Here is a 13,566-nt window from a genome sequence, read left to right on the forward strand (position 1 = left end):
ATATATGTCTTCAATGAACTGCATAAATTTTAAAAACATACATTTTATTAAAAAGCTTAAATTCCAAATCAATACACCACATTACGAGTAAATTTAAGCACTTGGTTACCACTATTGATATAGGTATAAGTAACAGAACTTTCAAAAATAAAAGATGAACCAGCTGGTATTATTCTTTTGCTGTCAGTAAATTGTATGGTCAACTCACCTTCTAATACGTAAATAATTTCCTGCCATCCGTCTGCATCTGCTTCCGCCACGTAAGACTCTCCCACTGCCAAAGACCATATCCAAAGCTCAACTTGGGAACGAGATGGAACTGAAGCGAGCAAGGTTGCTTTACTTTCTTCATCTTCACCCTGCCAAGCGAGTGCATTTACTACAGCATGTTCTTTATGCTCAGGTGCACTCACAATCGTTTTAAAATCCACACCCAACACTGCTGCAATCGCATCGAGTTTAGCCAAACTAATATTGACCTGCCCTGTTTCCAAAGCAGCAATGGTTCGTCTACTCACACCTGCCTGATCTGCCAAATCTTGTTGACTCAAATCTCGCTCATCTCTTAATGAACGAATATTTGTGCCTACGTGCTGTAAAACGGTATTCGACTGGCTCATAAAATGGATTAGCAAGAAAATTTGAGCAATATATTGCACAAAATACAAGAATAGCGCAATATGTGCAGTATATTGCACAATTTATGTTAATTTGAGTATGTCGCCAATTTCTCTGAGTTCAAGCAAAGCCCCACAGTTAGCCCTCATTTTGATTACGATCATTTGGGGAGGAACATTCCTTACTGTGCAGTATGCGCTGAATTTTGCATCACCTATGTTTTTTGTAGGCTGTCGTTTTGCTGTAGCGGCTCTTACTTTGCTTCTTATTTCATTAAAAAGTATGAAAGGTGTCACTTTAAAAGATTTAGGCGCTGGTAGTGTGATTGGCCTTGTGATTGCGGCAGGCTACGGTACCCAGACTATTGGTCTACAAACCATTCCGAGTAGTGAATCAGCATTTTTAACAGCGCTATACGTTCCGCTTGTTCCTATTTTAATGTGGCTCATCTTTAGAAAAACTCCCCATATCATGACTTGGGTGGGAGCCGCTCTTGCCTTTGCCGGCCTTGTTTTATTGACGGGCAATGGTTTTGAACAAATTTCCTTAAGTCTTGGGCAGCTTTTAACAATCCTGGGTGCCTTTGCGATTGCTTTAGAAATTATTTTTATTAGTTACTTTGCTGGAAAGGTAAATTTACGCCGCGTCACAATCATTCAACTTGGTGTCGCTTCTCTACTTTCTTTCGCTATCATGCCTGTGGTGGGTGAACATACGATTCCAGCATTTTCATGGCCCCTAGTACTGATTGCTATTGCGTTAGGTTTAGCGAGTGCACTCATTCAATTTGTTATGAACTGGGCTCAACGTGTGGTTGATCCTTCACGTGCTGCAATTATTTATGCAGGCGAACCTGTTTGGGCGGGCATTATTGGCCGAATTGCAGGTGAGCGTTTGCCATTGATTGCCCTTTTTGGTGGTGCTTTAGTGGTCTTAGGTGTTTTAGTCAGTGAGTTAAAAATTAAGCTACCAATTAAGAAAAATAAAAGAATTCGAGAATAAAAAAAGAGAGCTTAACGCTCTCTTTTTTATTTATTAAGGTTGATACATCGGACGGTTATCATTTAGCGCAATCAAGCCGCGAATTGCACGATATACAATCCAGATCCACGCAGCACCAATTACGCCCACACAGAATACGGTCGATGAAACGGCAACGCCTGCAAATAGATTAGTATTTTCGCCCGTAAAGAACAGGAAAATAAACGGCAGAAAGGCAATAATATTCCAAGCCAGATACCACCAGAATGTTCTGATTTGCCATGTAAAGTGGCTCGCGAAAATCGAGCCTTGTACATCAGAACGTTTTACGTAGTTAATAATTAAAGCAATAACCGCAAGTAAGCCGCCTGTAAAAATGGCAACAATATAAAGTACATATAAAATAAGTGTTAAAGTACGATTTGGATCTTGGTCGATAGAACTATTCATTTTTATACCTCTCAAGTTTATTAAAACGATTTACTTTTATGAGCCCCGCAATACGTTTAAGGGAGAAATTAGCCACAAAATCAAAAGTAAATGAAAGAATATGGTACAAAAATAAATCTTACGAAAGGGTTGTTTTTGTGTTTTATGTCTCAGTTTTTGTTGTGCCCACCATGCAGCTGGCCAACCTCCTAAAAAGCTAACAATGTGCAATGTTTGTTCAGGTACACGGCGATTACCCAATTGTGCGGCTTCTTTGTCTTGTGAATAGAGCCAATAACTTAAGGCATTCATCATTAAAACAAATAACAAGGTATAAGCTGGCATAATATGAATAAAGCTCATAATTCCCATTAAAACGAAATAAAACACGATCCCCATTTGCATTGCAGACCAAGGGTTAGCTTGAAAAGAAGATTCTGCTTTTGCAGGCTTGGACGCTTTTCGGGTTTGAGATGCTTTTAAATAGGTGACCTGCTGAGCACGAAAACGGCCTCGTTCATCGAGAATCACCCGATATTCCAGTGCACAGCCAATAATTGGCCGAGGTCCGGGGCGTGCAAAATCTTTGATATGCAAAAAAACTCGCTCTTTTTCAGCATCATCCGGCTGAATAAAGCCATAACCTTTTTCGTCGAACCATTCGACTAAGCGCCCCTGATCTCGCATCTTTATTCCCTTTTATGCTTTTACATGACTTAAACGGTCTTGCATCATTGCTCGCATTTCTTGCGGGTCTTTTTGCAAAATGTCATCGCCGGTACGTCCTTCTTCTTTATTTTTTTGAGCAACTTGCAAACGCATTGACCAAAAACGGCACGCTGCCATTGCCAAGAATACATCTAAACACTCAAGCTCATCTGATGTAAGCGTACGAACTTTTTGGTATACCGCTAAGTAAGCTGCGACTTTGTCTGAGTTTAAATGCGCTGCTGGATATTCGGTACAAAAATCATTGATGGTAATCGCAATATCAAACAGTAATTCATCTTGATTTAACTCATAAAAATCTAGAATACCTTGTAATTGCTCACCTTCAAACAAAGTATTGTCGCGGAATAAATCAGAGTGAATAAAACCTGTTGGTCGGTTTGAATACTGCGCTGTTTTCGCATTAAAGGCTTGATAGACCTGCTCAAGTAAAGTTTGGTCATCTTGAGTCATATTTGGCTTAAGCTGCTCTGCAACACCTGTCCAGTATTGATGATCACGTCGATACTCACGTTCAAGTGGAAAGTCTTGTAAAGCCACATGTAACTTCGCCTGTGCATCTGCAATCGCTGCAACTTGCGCTACTGTGGTTTGCATGGGATGGTGGCCCATTAAACGTGGTGCAATTTGTGCAGGCTTGTCTGCAATAACATGAACCGCTTGTCCGCTGTGTTTTAGTGGCACTGCAACGGGTACATCATGTGTCCCTAATTGCTCAAGTACAGGAATAAGTTCGCCCGCCCCTTGTGCATCTAACTCTTCAAACACGGTGAGTACATATTGTTTGCGGTTTACATCAACCAAAAAATAATTGGTGTTTTGAATACCTCCCTGAATTGGGTTCAGCTCCAACACCTCTAATCCATAAGGTGCAGCAAAGGTGCGAACTTCATCTAAACTCAACGGGGTATAAACCGACATGGAAAACCTGCAAAAAACATCTGTGAAGTTTGATAGAATACCTCTTCCCTCCATGAAGGTGTAGCGCCTGTGTAGGAACTTTCACCAACGGCGATTATTTTTGGAAAAAGCTATGCTTGCTAAACGTATTATTCCTTGCCTAGACGTTGATAACGGACGCGTAGTTAAAGGCGTTCAATTCCTCGATATTCGTGATGCTGGCGACCCTGTTGAAGTGGCACGTCGCTATAACGAACAAGGTGCAGACGAAATTACTTTCTTAGACATTACCGCTACACATCATGGACGCGATACCACTTACCGTACTGTTGAACGTATGGCCGAGACTGTATTTGTGCCATTAACTGTCGGTGGTGGTGTACGTAAGGTTGAAGATATTCGTGCGTTATTAAATGCAGGTGCAGACAAAGTGAGTATTAACTCAGCTGCTGTATTTAACCCTGAATTTGTTCAAGAAGCTTCTCAGCACTTTGGCGCGCAATGTATTGTGGTTGCGATTGATGCCAAAAAAACTGGCGATAACAAATGGGAAATCTTTACTCACGGTGGCCGTAAACCAACTGGTATTGATGCCATTGAATGGGCTGTAAAAATGGCTGACTACGGTGCGGGTGAGTTACTGATTACTAGTATGGATGCTGACGGTACTAAAGCAGGTTACGATATTGCATTAATGCGTGCTATTAATGACCGCGTTACCATTCCAACCATTGCTTCAGGCGGTGTAGGTAACTTACAACACCTTGCAGATGGTATTTTACAAGGTGGTGCCGATGCAGTATTGGCAGCAAGTATTTTCCACTTTGGTCAATATACGATTCCGGAAGCTAAACAATATTTGGCTGAACAAGGCATCGAAATGCGCTTGTAAGCTTAATCATAATTAAAGGGGCAATATGCCCCTTTAATTTTTATGCAGCGCCATCTACCGCATTTATGTCACTAACCAGTTGAGGCTTCTCTTTTTTCTCGACCCATTTTGCTGGAAAGATTTTTTCTACAGCTTGAGTTAACGGTTTAGCAAATAAAGTAGGCAACCGAATACCCGAAGGGTTTTGTTCTTTTAAATCTGCTGAAGACACCACACGTGTTCCCATTACATAGTCAAACCAAGGTTTGGTTACGCACCAATTGGCGTCTTGATTAGAGTTCATGTGGTGGTCGTAATGCCATGGAATTTTACGCTTTGCCCAGTCAGGCTCTAAATGTGCACGGCGATGAATATAATAATAATTTCCAGCACTGTACCAAGCTGCGAGTGCCATGCCTTTTGAAAATGGATAGAAAATTGCGCTTGAAACGGTTGCCACCACAGCAAGCGAAATTAACTCATTTTTTGTTCGCCAGTTACCAACGCCCTCAACATAGCAATCATCATGAAATTGTTGTTTGCGGACTTCACGATGGTGTGCCCAATGAGATTCCATGCTTTTTGGTACTGGGCTATAGCGCGGTTTTCCGGCACGGTGTACACCATGCAATATATATTTATGCGCCACCCATTCAAATGCATTTGCAACCGCAATTCCTGCAATGAACCCTTTTAACATCACCTAACTCCTTTTTCTTTTTATTCAGAATATAAAATTCGTTATGCTAGGTATTGACCAGAATTTATGGTTTCATTGACAAATCACGACAAGAAAGAGGTGGTTAGGGATGCCACAACTAAAGAATTATACAGGCTCAGTGTATGGAGGGCTGGGACATCTATTAAAAGCTTATTGCGAAGCCAATCATTTAGCTATTCCAGAACAATTAGAACAAATTCAAAATCTGGAACGCTTTGACTACGTCGTTTGGCGTGATCTATTAGAAGTGATTTATAAACTAGACCCGAAGCCAGGTTTAGGGCTAGAAATTGCCAAATATGTGCAACCCAAACACTTAGGGATTATTGCTTACCTCGCGCTCTCTTGCGACAACTTAGGTGAAGCCTTAATTCGCTATCATGATTTTCACCGTCTGATTTATGACGGGAGCCCATTAGTGGTTGAGCTACAAGGGAGATATGGTTCTATTCGCTGGGAAGCGACTGAGCTACACCCTACCCAGCTTACCGATGAAATCGCGATTGCGTTGGTGATTCAGTTCTTACGTCTTTTTATGTCTCATGAAGACGTGCATTTACATGAAGTACGTTTCTTAAATGCTGCCCCTAAAAATATCAGAGTCTATGAACAATACTTTCAATGTCCCGTTCGTTTTAGCCAGCCACGTACAGAGTTACTCATTCCAATTACAGAAATTAATAAGCCACTTAGCAGCGCTGACCACACGTTGCAGCAACTATTGGTTCAGCAAGCACAAGCACTTTTAGAACAATTACCAAATTCGACCCAACTTGATCAGCGTTTACAGCATTCAATTTTGACTGGGCTGCAAAAGAATCAATATCAAATTGAATATATTGCTGCTCAATTAGGCCTATCAGTTCGACAACTCCAACGACACTTACAACAACAAAACACCACCTTTCAGGAACGTGTTCAGCAAGTACGATTTATGCTCGCAACCGAGTATCTAAAAGACCCGCATTTAAGCTTACAAGAGATCGCACTTTTACTTTGTTATTCAGAACAAAGTGCCTTTCAAAGAGCATTTAAACATTGGACCAATCAAACACCCCAGCAATGGAGGGATCAATTTTTAGACAAAGAATAACCAACCAAAACTTACAAATCTTTTCTTGATTAAAACAACACTGAAAACAAAAATTTCATATAGTCACATGCTTAATTTTTTGTGACATATTTCACACTAATTAAAAAATACATCAATAGATGAGTAATCACAATGAATAAATATTTTGCTGAATTCCTAGGTACGTTTTGGCTAGTCTTTGGTGGTTGTGGTAGCGCAGTTTTAGCCGCAGCTTTCCCTGAACTTGGTATTGGCTTTGCAGGTGTAGCCCTTGCCTTTGGTTTAACCGTACTCACAGGTGCTTATGCTCTAGGGCATATCTCAGGTGGACATTTTAATCCCGCGGTAAGTGTTGGCCTTTGGGTCGGTGGCCGCTTCGATGTTAAAGATTTAATTCCCTATATCGTTGCTCAAGTGGTCGGTGCGACTGCTGCTGCATTTGTTCTCTATATTATTGCTCAAGGCCAAGCGGGCTTTAGCGGTGTTGGTGGTTTTGCTACCAACGGTTTTGGTGACTTATCACCAAACAAGTTTGGCTTAGGTTCTGCTTTCATTATTGAAGTGGTTCTTACAGCTTTCTTCTTAATCATTATTTTAGGTGCAACTGATCGCCGTGCACCTGCTGGCTTCGCTCCTATTGCGATTGGTTTGGGCTTAACACTCATTCACTTAATCAGTATTCCGGTGACGAACACTTCGGTAAACCCTGCACGTAGTACAGGTGTTGCCTTCTTTGCTGAAACGGCTGCATTAAGTCAGTTGTGGTTGTTCTGGGTGGCACCAATTTTAGGGGCGGTGATTGGGGCAATTATTTATAAGGTAGTTGCTGGGGATAAGGATTAACTGCACGACCGCAAATACCACGGTCACTCAAGTTGTAGTTGTATAGGTAATGCCTCACTTTTGAGTGAGCAAAAGTGACAAAACTCATTCGTTTCACTGACGTTACTTCCATGTAACGCAGTGAAACAGGCGGCATCCGTGCCGCCGTCGCGATAGCAAATTGAATAAAATATATTTATTACATAAACGGATTATTAATTTCTTGTTCAGCTGGACGTTCAATTTTCTCAGGCAATTCTTCTTTTTCCAAAGCCGCAACCACTTCGTTTAAAAAGCTCTGTAAGGCTTTTGCTTGTTCTAACCCGACTTTGTCTTTGGTAATTTGCAAATTGCCGTAAATGCTGATGCAATCGACATCATTTTCTAATGTTAAATCTTCAATTGATGAAGACTCTGTACCCTTTTCAAATGGTTTAAACATAGGTCTTATCTCGTTGTTATATCTTCACAGTGTAATACGATCAATTTAAAAAAAATCGATCAAAATTAAAAGAGCCGATAAAATTAAAAAAACGCCCATCAAGATATTAAAATATTTCAAACGGTTGCCCTGATTGAGCACCACTGAAAATTTATCACCACAGAACCCCCAAAAGAACAAACACGCGTAGCAAGTGAAAAAATAAATAACGATAAAGATCGGCAACGACTGCGGGTTTTCAATGCTAGTAAACATGGTAATGCCTGACACACAAGCCAACCACGCTTTGGGATTCAACCATTGTAATAAGAACCCATCTTTAAAATTAGGAATAATCATTTGCTCTACAGGAACACTGGAAATAGAAATATTTGCAGCAGAAAGAATAATTTTAATCCCGATATAACAAACAAATAGCGTTCCACAAACTGCAAGAATTTTTAATACAACAGGAAACTGAGTTAATAAACTCTGAAGACCAAATGCCATAAAAATTAAAAGCAGAGTAAAACCAATTGTGGCGCCTGAAATATAGGGAAGCGATCTTTTTAAACCGTGATTTAAACTGGTCGATAAAATGACAGTATTTACTGGCCCTGGGGTAATAGACATTGCAAATGAAAAAAGAAACATCGAGGCAAACATTGTTATTGTCCTTGTTAAAATAAGACCCATAGACAGATCTGTCTATGGATTCTATTTTACTCAATTACAGTGTTGCAATAACAATCAAAAAAAACTGCTTATTTCATTATTTGCAAGAAATAGTTCACTAAGGCTTCTACCAGTTGTTTCACAATCGCCTTTCTCGTTTCTTCATCAATTGTTGGAACTTTTGCTTCCATTGGCTCCGAAGAACCAGTTTTTTGCTTTTTGAATTGGTCTTGTAGCGCTTGAATTTGGTCAGCGTTTAAGTCTTGCTCACACTGACTTTCACCATCCCAGTGTAAATAGTCTAGCTTTTGATTTGGCTTAACTTGGCTCGCTGTTAAAGGTAGACGATAGACATTGCGTTTTTGTTGCTCGGTTAACTGCGGGAACAGGTTAACGCCTAAACGCTCCTCAAGGTAGCAAACACTCACAACCTTCACTTGTAGAGAGTTATTGTTAGGTGCGTAGTAAGCGCCGATCGCGCCAGTTTTTGGCATATATACCGCTTTATAAACCGCGGTTGGTACAATTACACCCTGCCCAATCGTCTTAAGACGTTTGCCTTCAAAAACAGGACCTGTCACTACATAAACATCTTGTTTTTGTTTAGTGGCAATAGCACGGGTCGCTTCTTCGAGCTTACGCCATACTTCTTGGTTATTTTTAGGGGCTTGCGGCACCATGTTGCTGAGCGAGAAACTATCAGATTGGGATTCTTTATTTGGCATATCACCATTTGGCGCCATATGCCCTCGGTCATAATCTGAACCGCGATAGTCACTTAACAGTGCCCGATGTCTTTGAGCAACACGGGTTTCTTCATGGAAGTTATCTTCACGCTTAATTTTGGTACTCAAACGTTCTGCATTTAAATGCTCTGCCGACCATAACGGCGTTTTAGAAATGCCTGAATACAAAACGTTAAACCCATTAAAACACAGCGGATAACTGTCTTTTTTTAGGCTATCTTTATTTAAAGCAGGTGGAACTTCTCGATAGAACTGATTAAGACAAGTCGAGTTAGTCGTTAAAGGTGAAAACCACTGCGAAATCTTTTCACTACCAAAAGCAATCGCAAAACTTCCCGCAGCAATACAAGCAAGAATAATCTTGCCAAAATGCTGACTTATAGAGAATGAGTTTGTACCTTTACTACGTTTTTTACTTGCCATGTTTCTATCAATACCACTGTCCACACGCAGCTTAACAATCCTGCTTTTTTAAGTATATCTCTTATCTTTCAAATGGTTAAAACATGGTCATCTTTTTTGTAACTCCATTACCCATTACGTAACAATCTGTTGGAATTATGAGAGCCTTTGGCTATTGAATTGCGCCAATTGCGTATCTTTCGTTGAAAAACACTGATTGCTTATGACATGGTTAGCTCCACAAATTTGGATAAAAATATAATCGGAGTCCACTTAATGATCCATTCAAAGATTATTGGTATTGGCGTAATCACGGGATTATGTAGTATGGCCGCTTTGGCTGAGCCAGCAGTCCAGCCAGGAGATACTTTAGAAAGTTTGTCTAAAGTAAAAGTAACCACAACCGTAAATGGCCAACCAGGCTCTATTAGCGATTTAGTCAATAGCGGACAAGTACAGCAAGTTTCTGCTGCACCAACAAATGCAGCGCCTACAGGTGCTCCTATTCCTGCGGACGTTCCACCAGCGCCTCCAGCAGGCGGTGAAATTGCGCCACCAGCAGCACCAACTGATGCAGTACCACCTGCACCGAACCAAGCGCCTCCAGCGCCACAAGATCCGAACACTCCACCGCCTCCGGCAGATCCGAGTCAGTCGGCAGACCCGATGGCAAAAGACGGTGCTTTACCAGCAGATGCACCTATGCAACAAGCTCAATAATCAGAGCCATAAAAAAAACCAAGACTTATGTCTTGGTTTTTTTTATTACATCAATTTTTATATTTCGATTTGACTACCTAACTCAACCACACGGTTGGTTGGAATCTGGTAGAAGTCACTCACCGGACTGGTATTACGCTGCATAGAGATAAACAGTTTTTCTCTCCATGGAGACATACCATCGCCCACCGAATGAACAATACGGTCGCGCGAAATAAAGAAGCTGATGTGCATTAAGTCATATTCAAGACCGAGCTGCTCATAGGCTTGCATCAGTGCTTTTGGTACATTCATTTCATCTTTAAAACCGTAGAAGATTTTAATACGGAAGAAATGTTCAGCTAAAGTTTCTGTCGTAATACGCTCTTCTGGCGCAACAAATGGTACATCTTCAATCACTACAGTGACCAAGATATTACGCTGATGCAGTACCTTGTTGTGCTTGATGTTATGCAGCATGGCATGTGGCACAACGTTCGGAGTACCTGTCATAAAGACTGCATCACCCGGCACCCAGTGCACGCTATTACCAATACTTTTCACAAACAAATCTAGAGCCAAAGTGTCATGTTCAAGCTTAGCAAAAGTAAGCTCACGACCACGTTTCCATGTCATTAAGATGGTAACTGCAATCGCACCAATGAGTAATGGCACCCAACCGCCCGACAAGATTTTAAGTGAAGTGGCACCGACCAATACCGACTCTAAAACAAAGAACGGAATAATCAGGAGTAGCACTTTTGGCAAGCTCCACTTCCAAGCTGAATAGATAAATACAGCAACCAAAATCGTGTCACACAGCATCGTCAAAGTCACAGCTAAGCCATACGCACTTGCAAGGTTCGAACTGCTTTTGAAGATCAAGATTAGGATAATAATTGCGATTAAAAGTAACCAGTTTAAGAAAGGAATATAAATTTGGCCTTCTTCAGACTCAGACGTATGTTTAATACTTAAACGTGGTAAATAACCCAATTGAATCGCTTGGCGCGCAAGAGAAAACACCCCAGAAATTACAGCTTGAGAGGCAATTACCGTTGCCATGGTTGCCATAATAATCATTGGGTAAAGTGCCCATTGCGGAACCAATAAATAGAACGGGTTTTCAATTGCCGCTGGATCTCTGAGTAATAATGCGCCCTGTCCTGCGTAGTTTAAAACCAAGCATGGCAACACCACAAAGAACCAAGCTAAACGAATCGGCACTGGTCCGAAATGTCCCATATCGGCATAAAGTGCTTCACCACCTGTTACTGTTAACACTACAGCACCCATCACAAAGAATGTCATGATTGGATGGTGATAGATAAACTGAATAGCCCAGTGCGGACTGAACATGCCTAACACAACAGGGGTCTGAATGACGCTGTGAAGGCCTAATAATCCTAAAGATAAGAACCATACCATCGTGATCGGGCCAAAAAACTTACCGACAAAGGCCGTACCGTGTTTTTGCACCAAAAACAAAGAGATGATAATGGTAATCGCAATCGGCATGATGAATGGGTCAAACACATCGGTGGCAATAGACAGGCCTTCAACGGCTGACAATACCGAAATGGCTGGGGTAATAATACCATCACCAAAAAACAGCGATGCACCGATAAAACCAATGGCAATCATGTAGATTTTTTTGTTGTCGGCAATTTTGGCTTTACGTAAGTTCAATGCGAGTAAGGCCATGATCCCGCCTTCGCCGTTGTTGTCTGCACGCATGACAATCGCGACATACTTGATGCTGATGATCAGCATTAAGCACCAAAAAATAATAGATAAAATTCCTAATACGTTTTCAGGCTGAATTCCCAACCCATGCGCTGCATGGAAGGATTCTTTCAAGGCATAGAGCGGACTTGTTCCGATGTCTCCAAAGACCACTCCAAGAGCTGCCAAAGCCGTGGCAGGCAAGGTCGCTTTTTTGGCCGTATTTTGCATTGTGTAATTAAACCAATATGATTTTTAGCGCAATCTTATCACCTCTATTATTTTTTTTCTGTAATGCTCGTCTTAAATCTTGGCAGGACTCGTTTTTTTAGTTACTATCGCACGCCTTGGTGAGGTGTCCGAGTGGCTTAAGGAGCACGCCTGGAAAGTGTGTATACGTTTGCGCGTATCGAGGGTTCGAATCCCTCTCTCACCGCCAGAATTCAAAAAAGACCTAAATCATTTTGATTTAGGTCTTTTTTATTGGCTAAATATTTTATTATCCCAATTAAGCCCCACTACCTAACTCAGTAACAAGCCAATTAGATTTCGGATCTTTTTGTACAACAGTTACAAACACAATATAGGTTCCAGCAGGATTACCAGCAAGATCTGCATGTACTGTTTTTATCTTTATGACGAGTAAAATCATTTTATAAAATTGTTGATAATAATCAGGTCTATTTTTTGCTGAGTCGTAACGAACTTTTAGCACTTCTAGAACTTTTGAATCTTTATAAATTTGGGGTATTTCAGCATTTCGAATATTTAAGTTCTCGCCTAACCAAACATATTTATATGCTGCGGCTGCGTCTCCATTTGAAAGTGAATCAAAAAAGGAAATAGCAACTCGACTCGCTTGTTCTTTTTCAGCGTTAGCCTTTTTCTCGTATGATTTAAAGGCTGCAAATAAACATAGTCCAGCAAGAAGTAGTCCGATAGTTATAAAGATTCTAGACTTTAGCATTTGGCTTCCTTTCTAATTTTTAAAATGCCGTGTTAAATAAATAATTAAAATAATATGTTAAAAATCTACTCTACTATTCTTATTTAAAATGTCCAAGTTCTCTTAGAAGTACAATTATTAAAGACCCAAACTCACCCGTTCAGGCCTTCCCTTCTTTAAATTTACTCAGACAACGCTAATAACTTCTTAACATACTCAATCGCATTATTTTCGATGTCTTGATGAGTCGGAACATCGTCATCTTCTGAAGGGTTTGTATCTAAACCATAAAATGCATGAAGTGGTTGGTAGTCCGCGCCAACATATAAAGCTGTTAGCTTAAATGGAGTAAAAATCTGCTCTAAAGAAAGCTTGTATTCACCATACTCTGAATAAACTTTTTCTTTCACACCAGCAGATACAGCCAACATAAATTTCTTATTTTTAAGCTTGTCGCCTGTTGAACCGTACGCCCAACCATAAGTCAAAACTTCATCAAGCCATTGTTTCAAAAGCGGTGGACAGTTAAACCAATATACTGGAAATTGAAAAACTAAATTTTCGTGTTCTTCGACCAGTGCTTGCTCTTTAGCAACATCAATCACCCCGTCTGGGTAGGCCTGATAAATTTGATGAACCGTAAACTGGTCTGGGTGTTTTTCTAATTCCTCCACCCATCTTTTATTTACAACAGACTGGTCTATGTGAGGGTGCGTAACGATGACTAATGTCTTTTTCATTATGAAAACACTCTTATCGAAAAGTAGATAAATCGATTATAGAAGTGTGCTTTCCTAAATATAAGTACG

16 protein-coding genes and 1 tRNA gene are annotated in these 13,566 nt (G+C 40.6%); 6 read left to right on the plus strand and 11 right to left on the minus strand.

What is annotated here, in order from left to right; translation table 11 throughout:
* Window positions 1-68: 68 nt before the first annotated feature.
* On the minus strand, window positions 69-620 hold the full coding sequence (locus ACTJJH_RS05305; protein WP_320124355.1) for a helix-turn-helix domain-containing protein: 552 nt from the start codon (window positions 618-620) through the stop codon (window positions 69-71).
* A gap of 97 nt (window positions 621-717) precedes the next feature.
* On the opposite strand from ACTJJH_RS05305, the gene ACTJJH_RS05310 reads away from it, so the two are divergent.
* Window positions 718-1,620 carry a DMT family transporter gene (locus ACTJJH_RS05310; RefSeq protein WP_440600828.1) on the plus strand — a complete coding sequence of 301 codons (903 nt, stop codon included), beginning with the start codon at window positions 718-720 and terminating at the stop codon, window positions 1,618-1,620.
* A gap of 33 nt (window positions 1,621-1,653) precedes the next feature.
* On the opposite strand, the gene ACTJJH_RS05315 is transcribed toward ACTJJH_RS05310, so the two are convergent.
* The 3 genes from ACTJJH_RS05315 to ACTJJH_RS05325 are packed head-to-tail and all read right to left on the minus strand — an operon-like array spanning window position 1,654 to window position 3,678.
* Window positions 1,654-2,049: a DUF4870 family protein gene (locus tag ACTJJH_RS05315; protein ID WP_009391942.1), complete on the minus strand. Its 396-nt coding sequence runs from the start codon at window positions 2,047-2,049 to the stop codon at window positions 1,654-1,656.
* A 36-nt stretch (window positions 2,050-2,085) separates the two neighbouring features.
* Window positions 2,086-2,715, minus strand: a complete 630-nt coding sequence (locus ACTJJH_RS05320) for a DUF1294 domain-containing protein (RefSeq protein WP_440600829.1) — start codon at window positions 2,713-2,715, stop codon at window positions 2,086-2,088.
* A 12-nt stretch (window positions 2,716-2,727) separates the two neighbouring features.
* Complete coding sequence (locus tag ACTJJH_RS05325; protein WP_440600830.1) at window positions 2,728-3,678, minus strand: homoserine kinase; 951 nt, start codon at window positions 3,676-3,678, stop codon at window positions 2,728-2,730.
* 112 nt (window positions 3,679-3,790) lie between these two features.
* Here ACTJJH_RS05325 and hisF point away from each other — a divergent pair, with 112 nt between their 5' ends.
* Window positions 3,791-4,549 carry an imidazole glycerol phosphate synthase subunit HisF gene (hisF, locus tag ACTJJH_RS05330; RefSeq protein ID WP_000880078.1) on the plus strand — a complete coding sequence of 253 codons (759 nt, stop codon included), beginning with the start codon at window positions 3,791-3,793 and terminating at the stop codon, window positions 4,547-4,549.
* 40 nt (window positions 4,550-4,589) lie between these two features.
* Here the strand turns inward: hisF and ACTJJH_RS05335 are convergent, their stop codons facing one another.
* On the minus strand, window positions 4,590-5,228 hold the full coding sequence (locus ACTJJH_RS05335) for a hypothetical protein (protein WP_068529534.1): 639 nt from the start codon (window positions 5,226-5,228) through the stop codon (window positions 4,590-4,592).
* Window positions 5,229-5,337: 109 nt separating this feature from the next.
* Between ACTJJH_RS05335 and ACTJJH_RS05340 the strand changes: the two genes are divergently transcribed.
* Window positions 5,338-6,342: an AraC family transcriptional regulator ligand-binding domain-containing protein gene (locus ACTJJH_RS05340; protein ID WP_440600831.1), complete on the plus strand. Its 1,005-nt coding sequence runs from the start codon at window positions 5,338-5,340 to the stop codon at window positions 6,340-6,342.
* A 132-nt stretch (window positions 6,343-6,474) separates the two neighbouring features.
* Complete coding sequence (gene aqpZ, locus ACTJJH_RS05345) at window positions 6,475-7,164, plus strand: aquaporin Z (protein ID WP_001045987.1); 690 nt, start codon at window positions 6,475-6,477, stop codon at window positions 7,162-7,164.
* Between the two features lie 178 nt (window positions 7,165-7,342).
* Here aqpZ and ACTJJH_RS05350 read toward each other — a convergent pair whose 3' ends face one another.
* From ACTJJH_RS05350 to ACTJJH_RS05360, 3 genes are all read right to left on the minus strand, one after another.
* Window positions 7,343-7,585 (minus strand): hypothetical protein, encoded by a 243-nt coding sequence (locus ACTJJH_RS05350; protein ID WP_440600832.1) that lies wholly within the window; start codon window positions 7,583-7,585, stop codon window positions 7,343-7,345.
* A gap of 45 nt (window positions 7,586-7,630) precedes the next feature.
* A complete protein-coding gene (locus tag ACTJJH_RS05355) occupies window positions 7,631-8,230 on the minus strand; it encodes a LysE family translocator (RefSeq protein ID WP_199997261.1) in 600 nt (199 codons plus the stop codon).
* A 98-nt stretch (window positions 8,231-8,328) separates the two neighbouring features.
* Window positions 8,329-9,408: a DNA/RNA non-specific endonuclease gene (locus ACTJJH_RS05360; RefSeq protein ID WP_440600833.1), complete on the minus strand. Its 1,080-nt coding sequence runs from the start codon at window positions 9,406-9,408 to the stop codon at window positions 8,329-8,331.
* Window positions 9,409-9,663: 255 nt separating this feature from the next.
* On the opposite strand from ACTJJH_RS05360, the gene ACTJJH_RS05365 reads away from it, so the two are divergent.
* Entirely contained in the window at window positions 9,664-10,107 is a 444-nt protein-coding gene (locus tag ACTJJH_RS05365; protein ID WP_060465025.1) for a hypothetical protein, read from the plus strand.
* Between the two features lie 57 nt (window positions 10,108-10,164).
* Here the strand turns inward: ACTJJH_RS05365 and ACTJJH_RS05370 are convergent, their stop codons facing one another.
* Window positions 10,165-12,042, minus strand: coding sequence for a potassium transporter Kup (locus ACTJJH_RS05370; RefSeq protein WP_044099756.1), 1,878 nt, complete (start codon window positions 12,040-12,042; stop codon window positions 10,165-10,167).
* Between the two features lie 118 nt (window positions 12,043-12,160).
* Between ACTJJH_RS05370 and ACTJJH_RS05375 the strand changes: the two genes are divergently transcribed.
* Window positions 12,161-12,250 (plus strand) — tRNA-Ser (locus ACTJJH_RS05375).
* 69 nt (window positions 12,251-12,319) lie between these two features.
* On the opposite strand, the gene ACTJJH_RS05380 is transcribed toward ACTJJH_RS05375, so the two are convergent.
* Together ACTJJH_RS05380 and ACTJJH_RS05385 are read right to left on the minus strand one after the other, a co-directional pair.
* The gene (locus tag ACTJJH_RS05380) at window positions 12,320-12,778 is read right to left on the minus strand and encodes a hypothetical protein (RefSeq protein ID WP_069141283.1); all 459 of its coding nucleotides are present in this window, start codon (window positions 12,776-12,778) and stop codon (window positions 12,320-12,322) included.
* Window positions 12,779-12,939: 161 nt separating this feature from the next.
* The gene (locus ACTJJH_RS05385; RefSeq protein WP_440600834.1) at window positions 12,940-13,497 is read right to left on the minus strand and encodes an NAD(P)H-dependent oxidoreductase; all 558 of its coding nucleotides are present in this window, start codon (window positions 13,495-13,497) and stop codon (window positions 12,940-12,942) included.
* Between the last annotated feature and the right edge of the window lie 69 nt (window positions 13,498-13,566).

This window comes from Acinetobacter sp. 22301, assembly GCF_052045285.1.
Taxonomy (GTDB): Bacteria; Pseudomonadota; Gammaproteobacteria; order Pseudomonadales; family Moraxellaceae; genus Acinetobacter; species Acinetobacter pittii.

Coding starts and splice junctions, on each gene's coding strand:
- ACTJJH_RS05315 (WP_009391942.1), bottom strand. CDS start 2,049: ATGAATAGTTCTATCGACCAAGATCCAAATCGTACTTTAACACTTATT.
- ACTJJH_RS05320 (WP_440600829.1), bottom strand. CDS start 2,715: ATGCGAGATCAGGGGCGCTTAGTCGAATGGTTCGACGAAAAAGGTTAT.
- ACTJJH_RS05385 (WP_440600834.1), bottom strand. CDS start 13,497: ATGAAAAAGACATTAGTCATCGTTACGCACCCTCACATAGACCAGTCT.
- ACTJJH_RS05325 (WP_440600830.1), bottom strand. CDS start 3,678: ATGTCGGTTTATACCCCGTTGAGTTTAGATGAAGTTCGCACCTTTGCT.
- aqpZ (WP_001045987.1), top strand. CDS start 6,475: ATGAATAAATATTTTGCTGAATTCCTAGGTACGTTTTGGCTAGTCTTT.
- ACTJJH_RS05335 (WP_068529534.1), bottom strand. CDS start 5,228: ATGTTAAAAGGGTTCATTGCAGGAATTGCGGTTGCAAATGCATTTGAA.
- ACTJJH_RS05340 (WP_440600831.1), top strand. CDS start 5,338: ATGCCACAACTAAAGAATTATACAGGCTCAGTGTATGGAGGGCTGGGA.
- ACTJJH_RS05355 (WP_199997261.1), bottom strand. CDS start 8,230: ATGTTTGCCTCGATGTTTCTTTTTTCATTTGCAATGTCTATTACCCCA.
- ACTJJH_RS05305 (WP_320124355.1), bottom strand. CDS start 620: ATGAGCCAGTCGAATACCGTTTTACAGCACGTAGGCACAAATATTCGT.
- ACTJJH_RS05365 (WP_060465025.1), top strand. CDS start 9,664: ATGATCCATTCAAAGATTATTGGTATTGGCGTAATCACGGGATTATGT.
- ACTJJH_RS05350 (WP_440600832.1), bottom strand. CDS start 7,585: ATGTTTAAACCATTTGAAAAGGGTACAGAGTCTTCATCAATTGAAGAT.
- ACTJJH_RS05380 (WP_069141283.1), bottom strand. CDS start 12,778: ATGCTAAAGTCTAGAATCTTTATAACTATCGGACTACTTCTTGCTGGA.
- ACTJJH_RS05360 (WP_440600833.1), bottom strand. CDS start 9,408: ATGGCAAGTAAAAAACGTAGTAAAGGTACAAACTCATTCTCTATAAGT.
- ACTJJH_RS05370 (WP_044099756.1), bottom strand. CDS start 12,042: ATGCAAAATACGGCCAAAAAAGCGACCTTGCCTGCCACGGCTTTGGCA.
- ACTJJH_RS05310 (WP_440600828.1), top strand. CDS start 718: ATGTCGCCAATTTCTCTGAGTTCAAGCAAAGCCCCACAGTTAGCCCTC.
- hisF (WP_000880078.1), top strand. CDS start 3,791: ATGCTTGCTAAACGTATTATTCCTTGCCTAGACGTTGATAACGGACGC.